The organism is Streptomyces malachitofuscus (assembly GCF_055571035.1).
This window is the reverse complement of record NZ_JBVIGA010000003.1, coordinates 60,163-79,160: the sequence shown is the minus strand read 5'-3', so window position 1 is coordinate 79,160 and position 18,998 is coordinate 60,163. Positions and strand designations below refer to the sequence as shown.

General features: G+C 71.7%; 19 protein-coding genes. 14 read left to right on the top strand and 5 right to left on the bottom strand.

The features are described 5' to 3' along the window. The first annotated feature begins 34 nt into the window (after positions 1-34). Complete coding sequence (locus ACZ44S_RS05120) at positions 35-442, top strand: DUF6223 family protein (protein ID WP_466924524.1); 408 nt, start codon at positions 35-37, stop codon at positions 440-442. A gap of 147 nt (positions 443-589) precedes the next feature. On the opposite strand, the gene ACZ44S_RS05115 is transcribed toward ACZ44S_RS05120, so the two are convergent. Continuing rightward, positions 590-985: a VOC family protein gene (locus ACZ44S_RS05115; RefSeq protein WP_466924521.1), complete on the bottom strand. Its 396-nt coding sequence runs from the start codon at positions 983-985 to the stop codon at positions 590-592. A gap of 242 nt (positions 986-1,227) precedes the next feature. Here ACZ44S_RS05115 and ACZ44S_RS05110 point away from each other — a divergent pair, with 242 nt between their 5' ends. Both ACZ44S_RS05110 and ACZ44S_RS05105 read left to right on the top strand, forming a co-directional pair. Then, positions 1,228-1,563, top strand: a complete 336-nt coding sequence (locus tag ACZ44S_RS05110; RefSeq protein WP_466924518.1) for a DUF485 domain-containing protein — start codon at positions 1,228-1,230, stop codon at positions 1,561-1,563. Beyond that, positions 1,560-3,263: a solute symporter family protein gene (locus tag ACZ44S_RS05105; RefSeq protein WP_466924515.1), complete on the top strand. Its 1,704-nt coding sequence runs from the start codon at positions 1,560-1,562 to the stop codon at positions 3,261-3,263. The genes ACZ44S_RS05110 and ACZ44S_RS05105 overlap by 4 nt, the downstream gene beginning before the upstream one ends. A 75-nt stretch (positions 3,264-3,338) precedes the next feature. Here the strand turns inward: ACZ44S_RS05105 and ACZ44S_RS05100 are convergent, their stop codons facing one another. Continuing rightward, the gene (locus tag ACZ44S_RS05100; protein ID WP_466924512.1) at positions 3,339-4,031 is read right to left on the bottom strand and encodes a response regulator transcription factor; all 693 of its coding nucleotides are present in this window, start codon (positions 4,029-4,031) and stop codon (positions 3,339-3,341) included. 224 nt (positions 4,032-4,255) lie between these two features. Between ACZ44S_RS05100 and ACZ44S_RS05095 the strand changes: the two genes are divergently transcribed. Together ACZ44S_RS05095 and ACZ44S_RS05090 are read left to right on the top strand one after the other, a co-directional pair. After that, complete coding sequence (locus ACZ44S_RS05095; RefSeq protein WP_466924509.1) at positions 4,256-4,699, top strand: DUF6220 domain-containing protein; 444 nt, start codon at positions 4,256-4,258, stop codon at positions 4,697-4,699. Next, on the top strand, positions 4,696-6,666 hold the full coding sequence (locus tag ACZ44S_RS05090; RefSeq protein WP_466924506.1) for a multicopper oxidase family protein: 1,971 nt from the start codon (positions 4,696-4,698) through the stop codon (positions 6,664-6,666). Before ACZ44S_RS05095 ends, ACZ44S_RS05090 begins: the two co-directional genes overlap by 4 nt. Before the next feature lie 37 nt (positions 6,667-6,703). On the opposite strand, the gene ACZ44S_RS05085 is transcribed toward ACZ44S_RS05090, so the two are convergent. Both ACZ44S_RS05085 and ACZ44S_RS05080 read right to left on the bottom strand, forming a co-directional pair. Then, positions 6,704-7,102 (bottom strand): DoxX family protein, encoded by a 399-nt coding sequence (locus tag ACZ44S_RS05085; protein ID WP_466924503.1) that lies wholly within the window; start codon positions 7,100-7,102, stop codon positions 6,704-6,706. Beyond that, positions 7,099-9,105: an anthranilate synthase family protein gene (locus ACZ44S_RS05080; RefSeq protein WP_466924500.1), complete on the bottom strand. Its 2,007-nt coding sequence runs from the start codon at positions 9,103-9,105 to the stop codon at positions 7,099-7,101. The genes ACZ44S_RS05085 and ACZ44S_RS05080 overlap by 4 nt, the downstream gene beginning before the upstream one ends. A 219-nt stretch (positions 9,106-9,324) precedes the next feature. Between ACZ44S_RS05080 and ACZ44S_RS05075 the strand changes: the two genes are divergently transcribed. Genes ACZ44S_RS05075 through ACZ44S_RS05035 form a run of 9 tightly spaced genes read left to right on the top strand, consistent with a single transcriptional unit; the run spans position 9,325 to position 18,131 of the window. Beyond that, positions 9,325-10,611, top strand: a complete 1,287-nt coding sequence (locus ACZ44S_RS05075; protein ID WP_466924497.1) for an aspartate kinase — start codon at positions 9,325-9,327, stop codon at positions 10,609-10,611. A 15-nt stretch (positions 10,612-10,626) separates the two neighbouring features. Continuing rightward, complete coding sequence (locus tag ACZ44S_RS05070) at positions 10,627-11,451, top strand: 2-amino-3,7-dideoxy-D-threo-hept-6-ulosonate synthase (RefSeq protein ID WP_466924495.1); 825 nt, start codon at positions 10,627-10,629, stop codon at positions 11,449-11,451. A 60-nt stretch (positions 11,452-11,511) separates the two neighbouring features. Beyond that, complete coding sequence (locus ACZ44S_RS05065) at positions 11,512-12,615, top strand: 3-dehydroquinate synthase II family protein (RefSeq protein ID WP_466924492.1); 1,104 nt, start codon at positions 11,512-11,514, stop codon at positions 12,613-12,615. 34 nt (positions 12,616-12,649) lie between these two features. Further along, positions 12,650-13,411 (top strand): amidohydrolase family protein, encoded by a 762-nt coding sequence (locus tag ACZ44S_RS05060; protein ID WP_466924490.1) that lies wholly within the window; start codon positions 12,650-12,652, stop codon positions 13,409-13,411. After that, positions 13,408-14,724 (top strand): phenylacetate--CoA ligase family protein, encoded by a 1,317-nt coding sequence (locus tag ACZ44S_RS05055; RefSeq protein WP_466924488.1) that lies wholly within the window; start codon positions 13,408-13,410, stop codon positions 14,722-14,724. The genes ACZ44S_RS05060 and ACZ44S_RS05055 overlap by 4 nt, the downstream gene beginning before the upstream one ends. 10 nt (positions 14,725-14,734) lie before the next feature. Continuing rightward, positions 14,735-15,922 carry an FAD-dependent monooxygenase gene (locus tag ACZ44S_RS05050; RefSeq protein WP_466924486.1) on the top strand — a complete coding sequence of 396 codons (1,188 nt, stop codon included), beginning with the start codon at positions 14,735-14,737 and terminating at the stop codon, positions 15,920-15,922. Positions 15,923-15,924: 2 nt separating this feature from the next. Further along, complete coding sequence (locus ACZ44S_RS05045) at positions 15,925-16,710, top strand: 2,3-dihydro-2,3-dihydroxybenzoate dehydrogenase (protein WP_466924484.1); 786 nt, start codon at positions 15,925-15,927, stop codon at positions 16,708-16,710. Positions 16,711-16,740: 30 nt separating this feature from the next. Beyond that, positions 16,741-17,379, top strand: a complete 639-nt coding sequence (locus ACZ44S_RS05040; protein WP_466924481.1) for an isochorismatase family protein — start codon at positions 16,741-16,743, stop codon at positions 17,377-17,379. Positions 17,380-17,429: 50 nt separating this feature from the next. Then, positions 17,430-18,131 (top strand): SDR family NAD(P)-dependent oxidoreductase, encoded by a 702-nt coding sequence (locus ACZ44S_RS05035; protein ID WP_466924479.1) that lies wholly within the window; start codon positions 17,430-17,432, stop codon positions 18,129-18,131. On the opposite strand, the gene ACZ44S_RS05030 is transcribed toward ACZ44S_RS05035, so the two are convergent. Further along, the gene (locus ACZ44S_RS05030; RefSeq protein WP_466924476.1) at positions 18,124-18,882 is read right to left on the bottom strand and encodes a DUF6081 family protein; all 759 of its coding nucleotides are present in this window, start codon (positions 18,880-18,882) and stop codon (positions 18,124-18,126) included. The two genes, ACZ44S_RS05035 and ACZ44S_RS05030, sit on opposite strands and share 8 nt — an antisense overlap. Positions 18,883-18,998: the final 116 nt, after the last annotated feature.

The window sequence follows — 18,998 nt, the reverse complement described above, 5'->3', positions numbered from 1 at the left end:
GCCGACACCCCCCAGCACTTCGAAAGGAAGTCCGATGTCCCTCCGACGCTTGTTCCTCGCCGTACCGGCAGCCCTGATCGCCCTGCCGGCACTCGCCGCACCGGCAGCGGCCGCTCAGGTCTCGATCGCCCAGGACGACAGCGGCGGCGGCCGGGGCGTGTCCACGGTGGCCCTGCTGCTGGCCCTGGCCGGCGTGGTCGCCGGCGTGCTGGCGCTGCGCTCGGCCGGCCGTGCCGACGGGCGGAAGGGGCCGGGCACGGCGTTCGCCGCTCTGGGCCTCGGTCTGGTCGGCGCCGTCGTCGCAGGGGTCGCGCTGGCGGGCTCCGACGCGGACGTTGGCACCGGCAACGGGCAGGGCGGGGCCATGGTCGCCGTGGTGCTCGCGGTGGTCGGCATGGTCATCGGCGGTCTGGCACTGGCCCGTTCGCGCCGCACCGCCTGACCGGCCGGAGCCCGGTCCTCCAGCGGGTTCTGACACATGCCCGCGGCGTCGCGGCCGCGCTCATGTGTCGGACACCCCCTGGTCCCGCCCCGGCCGCCACCCATGTGGCGGCCGGGGCGGCGTCGTCCACCCGGTGCCCTCGCACGCTCAGCGGCGGTCCGCCGGAGTGAACAGCTCGACGAGGTTGCCCGCGGGGTCGGCCAGCAGAAACTGGCGTCCGCCGGGCCCGGAGACGATGTCGCTGCGGAACTCCGCGCCCGCCTGCCGCAGTCGTTCCCGCTCGGCCTCGAGGTCGTCGACGACCAGGTGGATGCGATTGCGCCCGCAGCCGGCGGCGTCCGCGGGCGTGGCGCGCGCTCCCGAGCTGGTCGGGCCGGACAGCAGCAGCCGCAGCGGGCCGCGTACGACGTCGGCGAACGCGGGCGGGAAGGCGGTGAGCACGGTGAAGCCGAGATGGGTGGTGTAGAAGTCGATCGCCGCCTGGACGTCGTCGACGATGTAGCGGACGCTCGCCAGGGCGCCCTCGCTTGCGTTACCGGTCATGCGGCATCTCCTTGCGGCGGCTGTCGGCGGAGTGCGCGGCGAGCGGGAACGGCCGCCCGCCACGGGCACGTTGACGGCCAGAGCATAGGCCGCGTCCACCCCGTGCAGTGGCGCGCCATTCGGTCACGGCGCGCGGGAATCCCGTGAATGGGCCATGTGCCGCCGGCCGCCCGGGCCCGAGCATCTGTACCGCGCACACAAGACGTCGTCGTCACTACGGCGTTCCCGATCGCGGAGGTGTCATGGGCACGTTCGACCAGACAGCGGACGGTGACCGCTACGTCTCGCTGCACAACAGTCCTGAATTCAGGGAGCTGAGGCGTCAATCGCATACCTTCACCGCCTGGGTGAGCGGCATCTTCTACGGGTGGTGGTTCCTCGTCATCCTGCTCGCCGCCTTCGCGCCGGGCTTCTACCGGCAGGACCTCGTCGGCCCGATCAACGTGGGCCTGCTGTTCGTGTTCGTCTCGTTCAACCTGGTGGTGGCGGTCTCCTCGGCGTACATGCGATTCGCCCGCAGGCGGCTGGATCCCCTCGGTGAGCGGGTCCGGGCGGACCTGGAAGGAGACCTGCGATGACCGGCTTCCTCTCGATGCCTCACATGCCCCCGGTGGAGAACACCTGGGCGGCGCCCGCGATATCCGTCGCCGTCACCGTCGTCCTCGCGATCGTGGTGACCGTGGTCGTGCGGACGGCGCGCGAGAGCACCCGCACTCCGGACGGCTTCCTCCTCGCCGACCGCAAGGTCCCCGCCCTGCAGAACACACTCGCGCACCTCGGCGCCTTCATCATGTACTCGACCGTGATCATCATGGTCGGGCACATCGCGCTGAACGGCTTCGACGCCCTCCTCATGACGACGGCCTTCACCATCGGCTCGGTGCTCGGCGTGCTGATCTACGCAGGGCCGATGCGGAACGTGGGCGGACACACGATCGGCGACCTGTTCGTGCTGCGTGCCCGCGAAAGGCCCGCACGGATCGCGTCGGCGGTGATCACGCTGACGACCTACACCATGTTCATGGTCTCCATGCTGGCCGCCGTCGGCCAGGTCGCCGTCCGGATGTTCGACACCGGCAGCGAACCCAACATGCTCCTGGGCGGCCTCGTGGTCCTCGTCGTGGGCCTGGTCGTCATCGCGTGGGTGTACATGGGCGGCATGCTCGGCGTCACCCGGATGCTCGCGCTCAAGACGGTCCTGATGGCCGCCTTCGTGCTGGTGCTGACCGTGGTGGTGCTGGCCAAGTACAAGATGGACGTGCTCGGGCTGCTCAACGACGCGCAGGCGAACGCGAAGCCGGACGCGCGTGGCTTCGAACTCCTGGACCCGGGACGCCAGTTCGGAGAGGGATCCACCCCGCTGTCGGACCAGGACCCGTGGGTGCACATGTCGAAGCTCTTCTGCATCGCCGTCGGCGGCATGGGAATGCCCTGGGTGTTCATGCGCTTCTACGTGGCGACCAACGCGCGGGCGGCACGCCAGTCGGCCGGCTGGGCCTCCGTGATCGCCGTCGGTTTCTACCAGTGCCTGGCCATCCTCGGCTTCGGCGCCGTCGCGGTCCTCGGGGCGAACAACTTCGGCATGCGGTCCGAGCACCGTGACATCACCTTCCCCAAGCTCGCGGACGAACTGGGCGGTTCCTGGCTGTCCGGCATCTTCGGCGGACTCGCGCTGATCTCGGTCGCCGCCGTCTTCGCGGGACTGCTGATCAACGGGGTGACATCCTTCACCAAGGACATCAACGCGGCCCGCGGCAGGCGGCCGGAACCGGCCGCCGAGCTGCAGGAGATACGGCGCAACGTGCTGATCATCGGGCTCGTCTCCATCGTGGTGGGCGGGGCGATGGTGCCGCTGTTCACCCACATCTTCATTCCGACCGTGGTCGACCTGGGGGCGGCCACCGTACTGCCGGCCATCCTGTACACCCTCTACTGGAGGCGCTTCAACACCCGGGGCCTGAAGTGGACGGTCTACGGAGGTATGACGGTCACGCTCTTCATGATCGTGTTCTCCAACGGGGTGTCGGGCGACCCCACCACCGCCATGTTCCCCGACCTGAACTTCAAGCTCTTCGACATCGAACCCGGACTGCTCTCGACGCCGATCGCCTTCCTGCTGGGCTACGTCGGAACGGTCACCAGCGACGAGCGCAACGACGCGGGCTTCGCCGAACTGCAGGTCCGTGCCTTCACCGGCGCGACCGTCCCCCGGCGCAAGTCCCCGGTCACCGCCGGCGGCGCGGGCGGGCAGGACCGCGGGAGCCCCAGCGGGGTCTGAGCGGTCGCCGCTCCTGCCCCCGTGGGAGTCCGGCGGTCCGCCGCCGGACTCCACGCGGTGTCCCAGCGACGGGTTCTAGGGGGTGACCAGCCCCGTGCGATAGGCGATGACGACCAGCTGGGCGCGGTCCCGGGCACCCAGTTTCGCCATCGCGTGGCTCACATGGGTACGCGCGGTGGCCGGGCTCAGGCACAGCTCGGAGCCGATCTCGTCGTTGCTCAGCCCCTGACCCACCAGGGCCAGCACCTCGCGTTCGCGCTGGGTCAGGACCGACAGCCGGTCCTCGGCGGCCTGCGCGGCGATCCGCTGCGAGGTGAACTGGCCGATCAGACGCCGGGTGATCCGCGGAGCGAGCAGCGCATCCCCGGCGGCCACGACCCGGATGGCATGGAGAAGTTCGGCCGGCCCGGCGTCCTTGAGCATGAAACCGCTGGCGCCGGCCTGCAGCGCTTCAAAGACGTACGCATCGGTCTCGTACGTGGTGAGGATCAGGACCCGCACATGCTGAAGCCCGTGCGTCTTGATGATCTGCTCGGTGGCCTGGATCCCGTCGACCTTCGGCATGCGGATGTCCATGAGCACGACGTCCGGACGGGTCGCACGGGCCTGTTCGACGGCCTCGGCACCGTTGGTGGCCTCTGCGACCACCTCGATGTCGTCCTCCACGTCGATCAGGACCTTGAATCCGGATCGCACGAGACGCTCGTCGTCGGCGAGCAGAACCTTGATCGGGCCACGGTCGAGCGGGGACGGGTCTGCTGCGCGCATGCCCGGGATCATACTGCCGGGGCGGGCGGCGCCGCATGCCCGCCCGCCCGTGATCGGCTACGGCGAAGTGCGCGTTCAGGCCCTCGCCGCATACGCAGATCTGCGTATGCGCGGCCGTCCGCCGTCCGAGGACGCCCCGGAGCGTCGAAGCGACGATTCCTGGGTGAACCCGCCGACGGAACCAGGCACGTCCGTTACCCCGACAACCCGAAGGGCGCTCTTCGATGCGTAAGACCATAGCCGGACTGGCGGCAGTGCTCATGCTCGCCGTCGTGGTGCAGTTCTTCCTGGCAGGCAGCGGAGCGTTCGACACCGCACCCAACGACGAGGCCTTCCGGCCGCACCGTGCGCTGGGCTACATGGTCGTCCTCCTCGCTCTCGTGACGACGCTGGCCGCCGCCGTGGCCCGCGTGCCCGGCCGGCTCATCGGCCTGTCCGGTCTGCTCGCCGGGCTGGCGGTCGCACAGCCGCTGATCGCGGTCCTCGCCAAGGCCTTCGGTGACACGGGAGACACCTCGACCGCGGGTCAACTGGTCTTCGGCCTGCACGCGGTCAACGGCCTGATCATGATGGGCGTGGCCGGCAGGATCCTCCGCGAGGCGCGCAGCCTGGCGAACTCCTCCGCGTCCGCCGACCGGACCGCCGGTGCCGCCAGGCCGGCGCCGTGACCACGGCCCGGCTGATCCTCCTGGACCACGGCGTCGCCCTGGCGGGTGTCGCCTCGTGGTTCGGGACCGGCGTCGCGGCGGCCCTCCGGCGCCACCGGCCGGCCTTGGGACTGCTCGCCGCAGCCGTCCTCGTCACGCTCGCCCGGATCGCGACCGTGTCGCTCCTGGCCGGCCGGGGCTGGTGGTTCGTGGCGGAGAAGGTGCTCCTGGGACTGCCGATGCTCTGCGTCGCCGGCACCGCCGGGGTGCTCGTCGCGGGGCCCCGCCTGTGGGCCGGCCGGAGGACGACCGGTGAGCGCCTGCCGGCGAGCTGCGCCGTCTCGCTGCTCACCGCCGCCTATGCCGCGCTGGCCGGCCTCGTGGTGACCTTCGTCGCGGGGTACCCCCTGACCTGGCCGACCGCGCTGATCGCGGTCTCGTCCGTGGCCCTCTGCGCCCTGCTGACCGCACGGGTCATGACCGGGGAGGCACAGGACGAGGGGAGGGAACCGGATCCGGTCCGGGGGCCCGCCCTCTCCCGCCGACGGTTCGTCAACACCGCCGTGGGGGCGGCGGCCCTGGGCGCCGGGGGCACCGGCGTCGGTCTGATGTTCAGATCCCCCGACCCGATCGTCACCGGTGGCGGACCCGGGCCCTCGTCCGGCTCCCGTACGGCCCTGTCCGTGGCGGATCTGCGCAGCCCCGGAACCCCGTCCCCCGGCGGCGCGGTGCGCCGGCACGTGCTCACCGCGAAGACGGCCACCGTACGCCTGGACTCCGGACGTGAGATCGACGCGTGGACCTACAACGGCCGGCTGCCAGGCCCGGAGATCACCGCCACCGAGGGCGACGTCATCGAGGTGACGCTGCGCAACAGCGACATCGGGGACGGCGTCACACTGCACTGGCACGGCTACGACGTGGCGTGCGGCGACGACGGTGTGCCCGGCCTGACGCAGCACGCGGTGCGCCCCGGCGAAGAGTTCGTCCACCGGTTCCGCGCCGACCAGGTGGGCACGTACTGGTACCACACCCACGAGGCGTCGGACCCCGGTGTGCGCAAGGGACTGTACGGAACACTCGTCGTCACACCGCGAGAAGCGGAGCGGGACGGCGGCCGGGAGCAGCTCGACCTCGTCCTTCCCGTGCACACCTTCGCCGGCGCCGTGGTCGTGGGGGACCGCGACGGGCGCGCCGAACACGCCGCGGCGCCCGGTACGGCGGTACGGCTGCGTCTGGTCAACACCGACTCCGATCCGCACCGTGTCGCGCTCGCCGGGACCGCCTTCAAGGTCGCGGCCGTCGACGGCCGCGACCTCAACCGGCCGGAAACCGTCCGCGACATGAGCCTGCGGCTCCCCGCCGGCGGGCGCTACGACCTGGTGTTCGTCATGCCGGACACGTCCGTCGCGCTGGTGCTCGACGACGACGGCGAAACGGGGCTGTGGCTGCGCCCCGGCGACGCCGAACGCGAACCGGCGGCCGAGGACACCTCCGACTGGCCGGAGCTCGACCTCCTGCGGTACGGAACACCCGCCCGCCTCCCGTTCGATCCGGACACCGCCGACCGGGACTTCACACTGGTCCTGGACCGCGCCGTCGCCATGGTCGACGGCCGGCCCTCCTACGCGCAGGCGGTCAACGGCAGGGGGCACCCGTCCATCCCCGACATGCTGGTCGCCGAGGGCGACGTCGTCCGGTTCACCGTCGTCAACCGGAGCCTGGAGACCCATCCCTGGCATCTGCACGGCCATCCCGTGCTGATCCTGTCCAGGGACGGATCGCGCTCCTCGGGCAGTCCCCTGTGGATGGACACGTTCGACGTGCGGCCGGGTGAGGTCTGGGAGGTGGCCTTCAAGGCCGACAACCCGGGGATCTGGATGAACCACTGCCACAACCTGCCCCACGCGGAGCAGGGAATGATGTTCCACGTCTCCTACGACGGAGTCACCACACCCTTCGCCGACGGGCACGCGGGCCATGGATAGCGGCCGACGGCACCCCGAGCGGTGCCGCCGGCCCGGGTCACCGCCGTCCCAGAAGTTCCAGGGTGCTGTCCCGGCGTCCCCACGCGAGCACGGCGACGAGCGGAAGGAGGACCAGCGCCAGCACCGAGGGCGTGCCGGCGACGAGGTTCGTGATCACCGCGCCGGTCATCAGACCCGTCAGCCCGAGCGCGGCCGCACCCGACAGACGCGGCACGAGCAGGCCGAGGGCCCCCAGCACCTCGCAGGTGCCGGTGAGATACCGCAGCCAGTGCCCGGCCCCGATCTGGTCGAAGAACTCGATCATCTTCTCCGAACCGGCGAGCTTCGCCGAGCCGGCGGCCAGGTAGAACGGCACCAGGAGCACATGGATCACCAGTAGAGCGATGCCCGCGGCCCGGTGCCGGCTCTCGCCCGCGGGCGCCGCCCGCCCGCTCACCGGGTCCCGCCCACGTGCTGGGCGTAGACCCGCTCCAGACCGGAGTCGCCCGCTTCGCCGAACAGCGGGACGAGCAGATCACGCAGGATGCGCGGGCCGTGCTGGGTGAGGACCGACTCGAGGTGGAACTGCACGGAGCGGAAACCCGTGCCGCGCAGCGCGTGCACCTCACCGGTGCCGGGGTCGCGGCTGACCTCGATGGGCTTGCGCCGGTCCGTCCCGGGGACGAAGTCGTGCTCCGCACGGGCGGCGTACGTGTTGTAGAAGCCCACCAGCTCGGACTGGCCGAACAAGTTGATCCGCCGCTGCACGCCCTGGTTGGGCACCGTGCGCCGGACGAGGTCGAAACCCAGTTCCGAGGCCAGGATCTGATGGCCCAGACAGATGGACAGGAAGGGCACGGAGCCGGAGAGCAGATCGCGGGTGAGCGCGCGGAGCGTGCGCATGCGCAGGGAGGCCGTGTCGCGCGGGTCGCCCGGGCCGGGCCCGACGACGACGAGGTCGTACCCCTCCGGACCGGGGGCCCGGTCGAAGCGCGTGAGCGTGGCCCTGAGGCCGAGCGCGCGCATCTGATGGCCGAGCATCCCCATGAAGGTGTCCTCGTTGTCGACGAGCAGCACCCGTCGTCCGTCCAGCGCGGGATCCGGTCCGTCCCGGTGCGCGCCGGCGAGCCAGAACCGCGACAAGGTGGCGTTGCGACTCAGCAGCGCACGGCGCACCCGGGGGTCGTCGGCCGGTGACGCGGCCCTCCTCGCGGGATCGGGGCCGCCACCGCCACCGCCGGGCGGTGCGAGGCCGAGCGCCTCGAGCATGCCCGCGGCCTTGGCCCTGGTCTCGGCCACCTCGGAACCGGGGTCGGAGTCGCGGACCAGGGTCGCCCCGACCCCCATGCGGAGGCGGCCGTCGCCGTCGATCTCGGCGGTCCTGATCATGATCGCCGAGTCGAGCGTACGGCTGCCCGCGTCATCGCGGCCGACGAGCGCGAGGACGCCGCCGTAGTGCCCCCGTCCCGTGGTCTCGTGGCGGGCGATGACCCGGAAGGCGTTCTCGAGGGGGCTGCCGGTGACGGTCGGAGCGAGCAGGGTCTCCCGCAGCACGTCGCGGACATCGAGTCCGCTGTCCCCCGTCAGTACGTATTCCGAGTGGGTCAGGCGCGCCATTTCCTTGAGACGGGGACCGTGCACCCGGCCGCCGGCGGTGCACATGCGCGCCATCATCTTGAGCTCTTCGTCCACGACCATGTAGAGCTCGTTGGCCTCCTTGCGATCGTTGAGGAAGGCCAGCAGCCCGGAGGCCTCCGGGCCGGACGGGGGATGCCGGTAGGTCCCGCTGATCGGGTTCATGGAGACGGTGCCGCCGGCCATGCCGACGTGCCGCTCCGGTGACGCTCCGACGAAGGTGGTGGTGCCGGTGTGGAAGAGGAACGTCCAGTGCGATCCGAGCTCACCCGTCAACAGCCGCCGGAAGACGGCGAGTCGGGTGCGCAGGGAGCAGTCCTCCAACTGCGCGGTGAAGGAGCGCCTGATGACGAAGTTGGAACCGGCGCCCTGCCCGATTTCCTCGCGCAGCACCCGCTCGACGACGACCGCGTAGTCGTCGTCGCCGATGTCGAAGCCGGCGCCGGTGACCCGTACGTCCTGCCCGGGCAGGGCGGCCAGTGCCTCCTCGCGACCGAGCGTGGTCTGCTCGGCGACCCGCATGGCCAGCAGGGGGGCCCGGTCGTCGCGGCAGGCGAAGCCACGCTCGGTGATCTGCCGGTACGGGACCGCGACGAGCAGCTCGTGCCGCGCGCCGTCCGCGCCCTCGCCGGGCAGGGGCAGCTCGGCGAGGCCGGCCACGGCCTCGACCTCGCCGGTGAGGACCTCCACACGGGCGTCCGGCTTCGAGCCGGGCCGGTAGAGGAGGGCGAAGGCGCGTCCGCCCGCGCCGAGGCCGGCCAGTACGTCGTGAGGGTCGGCCGGAACGTCCGGGTGGCTGTCCGTACTCGAATCGGTCCCGTGCATATCGCTCCCCTTCGGTGAGACCGTATGACCCCTTCGGATACTGCGGCGGCGAAAGGCGCAGTACATGACGTGAAGCCGCCATCGCGTGATTCCGGTTGCGCCCCGCCGCATGGCGTGAACCGCTGAATGCGGGGCCACTACTCGGGCGAGTAGTGGGCCCGGCCCGACCGCCCGCCTACTGTCGGTTCGGCAATCCGGAGCGACATTCCACGAGGGGCGGTGACATCGGCTGTGGACGTGCTGGTCCAGAAATTCGGCGGTACCTCCCTGCAGACGCTCGACCACGTCCGCCGCGCGGCCGTGCGCATCTCGACGGCGCGGAGCCGCGGATCGGCGGTGGCCGTGGTCGTCTCGGCGCGCGGCAGCAGGACCGACGACCTGCTGCGGCTTGCGGCGGACGTGGGCGCCGCCGGTCCGTCCCGGGAACTGGACCAGCTGCTCGCCGTGGGCGAGTCCGAGTCGGCGGCGCTGATGGCCCTCGCCCTGAACGGGGCGGGAGTGCCCGCCGTGTCACTGACCGGGCACCAGGCCGGCATCAGGGGCACGGACCGGCACGGGGACGCGCTCATCTCGTCCATCGGGGCCGCCCGGGTGCGGTCGGCCCTGAGCGGCGGTCAGGTCGCCGTGGTCACGGGATTCCAGGGAGTGGCCTCCGGCGGGGACGTCGTCACGCTCGGCAGGGGCGGTTCCGACACGACCGCGGTGGCGCTGGCGGCACGGCTGGGCGCCTCGGTGTGCGAGATCTACACCGACGTCGACGGCGTGTTCAGCGCCGATCCCCGCACCCTGCCCGCGGCACGCCGCCTGCCGTGGGTGCCGCCCGGTGTGATGGCGGAGATGGCCTTCGCGGGCGCGAGGGTGCTGCACACCCGCTGCATCGAACTGGCCGCCATGGAAGGGGTCGAAGTGCACGTCCGCAACGCCTCCACGCAGGAGCCCGGAACCATCGTCGCCGACCGGCAGGACACCGCCCCGCTGGAGACGCGGCGGGCCGTCATGGCGGTGACCCACGACACCGACGTCGCCCGCGTGCTGGTGCACTGCCGGGACATCCACCGGGACTTGGCACCGGACGTGTTCGAGGTGCTGGCCGCGCAGGGGACGGTGGTGGACCTGGTCGCCCGATCGGGCCCGCACGAGAACGAGTTCCGCATGGGGTTCACGATCCGCCGCAGCCAGGCCGAAGCCGTGCGGGCCGCACTGCACGAACTGACGGCCGCCTTCGGCGGGGGTGTGCGCTTCGACGAGAACGTCGGCAAGGTCTCGGTGGTCGGCATGGGCCTGCTCAGCCGTCCCGAGTACACCGCCCGGCTGATGTCCGCGCTGGCCGGCGCCGGGATCCCGACGAGCTGGATCGCCACGTCCCAGATGAGGCTCTCCGTGGTCGTACCGCGCGAACGCGTCGTCGACGCCGTCGAGACGCTGCACCGCGAGTTCCACCTGGACCGGCCCGAACCGGCGGACGTCACCTCCCTGACGGCCCCCGGAAGTTCCGCCACCGCTTGAGAGAGGCAGGGCACAGTGGCTGTACACAACGCGCCGTTCGCTCGCAGTCTGCGACTGCGGCGCCTCTTCCGACAGGGCGACGGGCGACTGCTCGTCGTACCGCTCGACCACTCCGTCACGGACGGACCGCTGCGCCATGGCGGTCTGGACCCCCTGCTCGGTGAGCTCGCCGGTACCGGCGTCGACGCCGTGGTGCTGCACAAGGGCAGCCTCCGACACGTCGGCCACGGCTGGTTCCGCGACATGTCGCTCATCGTGCATCTGAGCGTGAGCACCAGGCACGCTCCCGACCCCGACGCGAAGTACCTGGTCGCCCACGTGGACGAGGCGCTGCGGCTGGGCGCCGACGCGGTCAGCGTGCACGTCAACATGGGGTCGCCCCAGGAGGCCCGGCAGATCGCCGACATGGCGGCCGTGGCGGGGGAGTGCGACCGGTGGAACGTACCGCTGCTGGCCATGGTGTACGCCCGCGGACCGCAGATCCCCGACTCCCGGGCGCCCGAGCTCGTGGCGCACGCCGCCACGCTCGCCGCGGACCTCGGCGCGGACATCGTCAAGACCGACTACGCCGGAACCCCCGAGCAGATGGCCGACGTCGTCCGCGCCTGCCCCATCCCGGTCATCGTGGCCGGCGGCCCGCGCTCGGACGACACCGACACCGTGCTGGCCCATGTGTCCGACGCGCTGCGCGGTGGCGCGGCCGGCGTGGCCATGGGACGCAACGTCTTCCAGGCCGACCGGCCCGGCTGGATGGCGGCCACGATCGCGCGGCTGGTGCACGAGACGCCCCACGTCCCGGACCGGGACGGCGTCGACGACCGGCTCGCGCTCACCTCCTGAACCCCCAGAACCTTCCGCGACCTTCTGCGACTTCCGCGACCTTCCGCCGAGGAGATACCTGTGAAGCTGTGCTGGCTGGACATCCGCAACGTCAACGGCGCCAAGGAGGCCATCATCGAGGAGGCGGTCCACCAGCGGGTGGACGCCGTCGTGGCGGCCGATCCCGCCGATCTGGAGACGCTGCCCCCCACGGTGAAGAAGGTCCTGTTCCCGCAGAACCTGCCGCTGCCCGAGAAGCTGACGCCCGCCGACCTCGTCGTCGTCGAGCCGGGCCGGCACGGTGAGCCCGCCGAACTCGCCCAGCAGTACCCCGATGTGGAGTTCGGCCGGTTCGTGGAGATCACGGACGCCGACAGCCTCGAGGACGCCTGCCGCGCCGCGCGCCACGACAGGTGGAGCCTGCTGTACTTCCGTGACCCCACCAAGATCCCGCTGGAGATCGTGCTGGCCGCCGCCGCCGGAGCGAACGGCAGCATCGTCACCCAGGTCGCCGACGTCGAGGAGGCGGAGATCGTCTTCGGTGTCCTCGAGCACGGCTCCGACGGCGTGATGCTCGCCCCGCGCACCGTGGGCGACGCCACCGAGCTGAAGGCCGCCGCGGTCAGCAAGGCCGCGGACCTGGATCTGGTCGAACTGGAGGTCACCGGCATCCGCCGGGTCGGGATGGGCGAGCGTGCCTGCGTCGACACCTGCACGAACTTCGGCCTCGACGAAGGGATCCTCGTCGGTTCGCACTCCACCGGCATGATCCTGTGCTGCAGCGAGACCCATCCGCTGCCGTACATGCCGACCAGGCCGTTCCGGGTCAACGCCGGCGCGCTGCACTCGTACACGCTCTCCGCCGACGGGCGCACCAACTACCTCAGCGAGCTCCGCTCCGGCGGCCGTGTGATGGCCGTCGACGCCAAGGGGAAGTCCCGGATCGTCACCGTGGGCCGGGTCAAGATCGAGACACGGCCCCTGCTCGCCATCGACGCGGTCGCGCCCTCGGGCGTGAAGGTCAACCTCATCGTCCAGGACGACTGGCACGTGCGGGTGCTCGGACCGGGCGGCACGGTGCTGAACGTCACGGAGCTGACGGAGGGCACGAAGGTGCTCGGCTGCCTGCCGGTCGAGCAGCGGCACGTCGGCTACCCGATCGACGAGTTCTGCATCGAGAAGTGAGCAAGGGCCGCGAGGGGAGCGGGAGGTGACCGCCATGGCCGCTCAACCCGTACTGGACTTCCACGTACGTCTCGCTCCCCGGCCCGGTGCCGTGGCACGGCTGCTGACGACGCTGGACGCCTGCGGACTGACGCGGGCGGTGGTGTGCGCGGGCGGCACCATCGACCTGGACCGGCTGGCCCGCCAGCTCGTCGAGGGCGGGCACGTCGAGACCGACGCCGACAACGACGCGGTGCTGGACGCCTGCGCGGGCACGGACGGACGCCTGGTGCCGTTCTGGTTCGCCAACCCGCACCGCTCACCGGAGGCGTACCGGGCCAGGGCAGCCGAGTTCCGGGGTCTGGAGATCTCGCCCGCGGTGCACGGAGTCGGCCTGGCCGATCCCCGGGTGGCCGAACTGGTCGAAGTGGCCGCCGAGTTCGCCCACCCCGTGTACGTGGTGTGCCTGGCCCGGCCCGGTGCGGAAGTGGCCGACCTGGTCGCCCTCGCCCGCCGGTACCCGCACGTCGGCTTCGTGCTCGGGCACAGCGGCATCGGCAACATCGACTTCCACGCGCTCGAACTGATCCGGGACGAACCCAACATCTGGCTCGAAACGTCCGGCGGCTACACCTGCGTGGCCGAGGCGGCGGTGAGCCGGCTCGGTGCCGGGCGGGTGGTGTTCGGCTCCGAATATCCGCTCCAGCACCCGGCCGTGGAGCTGGCCAAGTTCCAGGTGCTGCCGCTGCCACCCGAGCAGTGGCGGCAGATCGCCTGGGACAACGCACATCGACTGCTAGGAGAGGAGAAGTGGTGAACGACTCGCTCGCGCGTCTGCCTCGTCTCGGTCAGTGGCAGGGGCCGGAGGAACTGCGGCGCATCCAGGAGAAGCAGCTGTCGCAGACCGTCACCTGGGCCGCCCGCTCGCCGTTCTACCGCAAGGTACTGGACGCGGCTGCCCTGCCCGCCACCGCCGCCGATCTCGCCGCCCTGCCGCTGACGACCAAACAGGACCTGCGGGACAACTACCCCTTCGGGATGCTCGCCGTCCCCAAGCAGCGGCTGGCCACCTACCACGAGTCCAGCGGCACCGCCGGACGCCCCACGCCCTCGTACTACACGGCGGAGGACTGGACCGACCTGGCCGAGCGCTTCGCCCGCAAGTGGATCGGGATGTCCGAGGACGACGTCTTCCTGGTGCGCACCCCCTACGCGCTGCTGCTGACGGGGCATCTCGCGCACGCCGCCGGCCGGCTGTGCGGGGCCACGGTGGTTCCGGGCGACAACCGGTCGCTGGCCATGCCGTACGCCCGTGTCGTCCGCACCCTGCACGACCTCGGGGTCACCCTCACCTGGTCGGTACCGACCGAGTGCCTCATCTGGGCCGTCGCGGCGACCGCCGCCGGCCACCGGCCGGGTGCCGACTTCCCCGCGCTGCGCGCGTTGTTCGTCGGCGGCGAGCCGCTCACCACCGCCCGCCGCCGGCGCATCAGCCGCCTGTGGGGGGTGCCGGTGATCGAGGAGTACGGCTCCACGGAGACCGGCAGCCTCGCCGGCGAGTGCCCGCGCGGCCGGATGCACCTGTGGGCGGACCGCGCGCTGTTCGAGGTGTACGACCCCGCCACCGGCAAGGTCGGTGCGGAGGGCGAGGGCCAGCTCGTGGTCACGCCGCTGTTCCGGGAGGCGATGCCCCTGCTGCGCTACAACCTCGAGGACAACGTGCGGGTCTCCTACGACGACTGCGACTGCGGCTGGAACCTGCCCACCGTCCAGGTGCTCGGCAGGGCCGCCTTCGGCTACCGGGTCGGCGACGCGACCGTCACCCAGCACCGGCTGGAGGAACTCGTCTTCTCCCTCCCGGACTCCCACGGTGTGCTGTTCTGGCGGGCGCGGGCGACACCGTCGGCCCTGCGCATCGAGATCGAGGTGGCCGAGGAGCACCGCCGGGCCGCCGTCGCCGAACTGACGGCCTCGGTACGGTCCGCCTTCGGAGTGGACAGCGAGGTCACCGGCCTGCCCCCGGGGACGCTGATCCCCCACGACGCGCTGACGGCCATGCCCGACGTGGTCAAACCGCGCAGCCTGTTCGGCCCCGACGAGGACTGGGGCAAAGCGCTCCTCTACTACTGAGGCGGACGACATGCCGCAGATACGGGTGGCCGTGGCCGGGGCCGGAATCGCCGGTCTGACCTTCGCCCTCGCCCTTCGCCGGGCCGGTGTCGACTGCCACCTCTACGAGCAGGCGGAACGGCTGACCGAGGTCGGCGCCGGCGTGCAGATCACGCCCAACGCCACCCGGCTGCTGCACCGGCTGGGCCTTGACGACCGTCTGACCGCCGTCGCGGTGGCGCCGCGGGCGATCGAGATGCGGCGCTGGGACGACGGAAGCCTGCTCCAGCGGACGGACCTGGGCGATCCGTGCCGCCGGCGCTTCGGGGCGCCGTACTACACCGTGCACCGCGCCCATCTGCACGAGGTTCTGCTCTCCCGCGTGCCGCCCGACCGGGTGCACCTCGGCGCCCGCCTCGTCGCGGTGACGCAGAGCGCCCACGAGGCGCGGCTGCACCTGTCCGACGGTACGGCGGTGGCGGCGGACCTGGTCGTGGGAGCGGACGGCATCCGCTCCGTGACCCGTGACCGGATAGCCGCCGACCGGCCGCGGTACTCCGGGCAGACCATCTACCGGGGTCTGGTGCCGGCGGACCGGGTGTCCCACCTCACCGCCGACCCCCGGGTGCGGCTGTGGTTCGGACCGGACCAGCACTGCGTGTGCTACCCCGTGTCCTCCGGCCGCCAGGTCAGTTTCGGCGCCACCGTCTCCTCGTCGTACTGGCGGGAGGAGTCCTGGTCGGCGCCGGGAGACCGCGCCGAACTGGCGGCCGCGTACACGGGCTGGCACCCGGACGTCACCCGGCTGATCGAGGCGGCGGACACGGTCAGCCGATGGGCCCTGCACGACCGGGACAGCCTCGGCCGGCTGAGCACCGGACGGGTGGCCGTCATCGGGGACGCCGCCCATCCGATGCTCCCCTTCCAGGCGCAGGGCGCCAACCAGGCGATCGAGGACGCCGTCGTGCTGGCGTCATGCCTCGCCGACGCCGGCCCGGACGGCCTCGGCGCGGCCCTGAGCCGCTACGAGCGGATCCGCCTGCCCCGTACCACCCGCATTCAGCAGCAGTCCCGCGCCAACGGGACGACCTTCCACCTCGCCGACGGAGACGCACAACGCCGTCGCGACGCTTCCACCCAGGCCTCCCCGGGGCTGGAGCAGCACGAGTGGCTGTTCGGATACGACGCCGAACAGGCCGCCACGAGCAGCAGGAGTTGATGATGGAACTGACCGGAATCGAATCCAGGGTCGCCCTGGTCACCGGAGCGGCGCGGGGCATCGGTGCCGCCGTCGTGGGCACGCTCGCGGGCGCGGGAGCGCATGTCGCGGCCGTGGACCGCGATGCCGAGACGCTCGCCACCGTGGTGTCCAAGCTCGAGGCCGAGGGCGCCTTCGTCCGTGCCTACCGCGCGGACGTGAGCGACAGCGAGCCGGTGGAGGCACTGGTACGGCGCGTCGAGGACGAGCTGGGTCCCATCGGCATCCTCGTGAACGCGGCCGGCGTGCTGCACACCGGCCGCGCGGTCGAGCTGTCGGACCAGCAGTGGAACGACATCTTCTCGGTCAACGCCTCCGGGGTGTTCCACGTGTCCCGCGCGGTGGCCCGGCGCATGATGGTCCGCCGCGGCGGAGCGATCGTGACCGTGGCCTCCAACGCCGCCGGTGTGCCGCGCACCGAGATGTCCGCGTACGCCGCGTCCAAGGCGGCGTCGGCACAGTTCACCCGGTGCCTGGGGCTGGAGCTCGCCGACTACGGCATCCGGTGCAACGTCGTCTCGCCGGGCTCGACGGACACCCCCATGCTGCGCGCCATGCTCGGCGAGGGCGGGGACACCCGGCAGGTGATCGAGGGCTCGCCGAGCGCGTACCGCGTCGGCATCCCGCTGCGCAAGCTGGCCCGGCCGCAGGACGTGGCCGACGCCGTCGCGTACCTCGTGTCCGACCAGGCCGGTCACGTGACGATGCACGACCTCTACGTGGACGGCGGCGCCGCCCTGCATGTGTGACGCCGCCCGACGGACTTCAGGAGACGGACCATGGCGATGAACCCGATCGCGCCGTACCGCATGCCCGGTCGGAGCGAACTGCCCACCACGGCGGTGGCCTGGCGGCCCGACCCGGAGCGCGCGGTCGTCCTGGTGCACGACATGCAGCGGTACTTCCTGCGCCCCTTCCCGGCCGGCCGGTCGCCGCTGACCGACCTCCTCGGCAACGTCACCAAGGTGCTCGCCGCGGCGCGCACGGCCCGGGTGCCGGTGATGTACACGGCGCAGCCGGGCGGAATGAGCCGCAAGGACCGGGGACTGCTGCACGACTTGTGGGGCCCCGGTATGGCTGCCGAGGAGCACGACCGCGGCATCGTCGACGACATCGCCCCGGAGCCCGGCGACACGGTGCTCACGAAGTGGCGCTACAGCGCGTTCTTCCGCAGCGACCTGGAGGAACGGCTGCGGCGGTCCGGACGGGACCAGCTCGTCGTCTGCGGTGTCTACGCGCACATGGGCTGTCTCGTCACCGCCTGCGACGCGTTCAGCCGAGACATCCAGCCCTTCCTCGTGGCGGACGCCCTGGCCGACCTCACGCTGGACGACCACCTCATGGCGCTCCGCTACGCCGCCGGCCGCTGCGCCGTGCCGCTGACCGCGGCCGACGTGCTGGCCGCACTCGGGGCCTGAAGCGCCCCGCGTCCACCCCGACCCTCACCCATCCACGGAGGTACACGTCCATGTCCGAGCGCACCCATGTCGTCGTCATCGGCGGAACGTCGGGAATCGGGCGGCACTTCGCCCAGTCCTGCGCCGAGCGGGGCGACGACGTGATCATCACCGGCCGTTCGGAGGAGCGCACCAAGAGCGTCGCCCACGAGATCGGCGGGCGCACCCGCGGACTCGCCCTGGAGCTGGCCGATCCGGAGCAGATCGCGGACGCGCTCGCCGATGTGGGGCGGGTCGACCGGCTGGTGCTCGCGGCACTCGACCGGGACCACAACACGGTGCGCGCCTACCGTCCGGCCGACGCCGTCCGGCTGCTGACGGTGAAGCTCACCGGCTACACGGAGGTGCTGCACACCCTCGCCCCGCGGATGACCGACGACAGCGCCGCCGTCCTGATCGGCGGCCTGGCCAGTCACCGGCCCTACCCCGGCTCCACGTCCGTGACGACCGCCAACGGCGGCATCGGCGCGCTGGTGCGGACGCTGGCGGTGGAACTCTCGCCGGTCCGGGTCAACGCCCTGCACCCGAGCATCGTCTCGGACACGCCGTTCTGGAGCGACAAGCCCGCCGCGCGCGAGGCCGCCGCGGCGGGCGCGCTCACCAAGCGGCCGGTGACGATGGAGGACTGCACCCACGCGATCAGGTTCCTGCTGGAGAACCGCGCGATCAACGGCGTCAACCTCAACATCGATGGCGGTGAAGTGCTCATCTGACGCCGTCCGTGACACGCCACGGACCCCACCGGCCGGTCGCGCCCTGTCCGTGCTCCCGCTCCGCGCGCGTGTGGCGCGAGAGATCACGGGCCGAGAACAGGGCCATACCGGCATGGAAGCCCGTCACCGGCACCGGAAGCCGCGCCCAGTAGGCGAGCCGGCCGTCGACGTGGAACTCCGCCTCCGACGTGCCGGCCCGGTAGCCGATGGCGTACCGGTGCGGCTGCCCCGGCTCCGTCGGCACGTCCAGCACCACCCGGTGGATGAAGTGTTCGTGCGGCTCGGCGACGCCCGGCAGCGCCAGTCGTTCGATCACCGCGTACACGGTGTCGTTCGTCGCGGCGGCGTTCAGCACCACACCGGTGGCGAGATCGAAGACGTTCACGGTGCCGAAGGCGTCGAGCAGGTCGTGGGGGACCTGACCGTAGGTCCGCACCCCCATCTCGACCTCGAACGTCAGCACACCGGAACGCGGCACGGCGAACCGCCGCGCCGACCGGTACATCTGCTTGGCGTTGTTCTGCCGCGGGTCGGTGTCGTGGAAGCGGGTGAACGGGTTGACGGTCAGCTCGAACCGCCCGTCTCCCGTGCTCACCCGGGCGTTGCGGTCCCGGTACTCGTGCCGCGCACCGTCGGCTCCGGTGATCGACATGATCGTCCAGCGGGCGGGGTCGAGCTCCGGGCTCGTGAAGTCGTCGTACGTCCACGCTTCGGTCCGGGGAACTGACTCGGTCTGAGGCAACGACATCATGCCGTCACCATCGACGCCGTCCGCCACCTCGGACCATCACACGTTCACGCCGTTCGGACGGGTGGCGCGCGCCATGCCGTCCCCGGCCGGCGGAAATCCCGTGAATGGGTCATGCC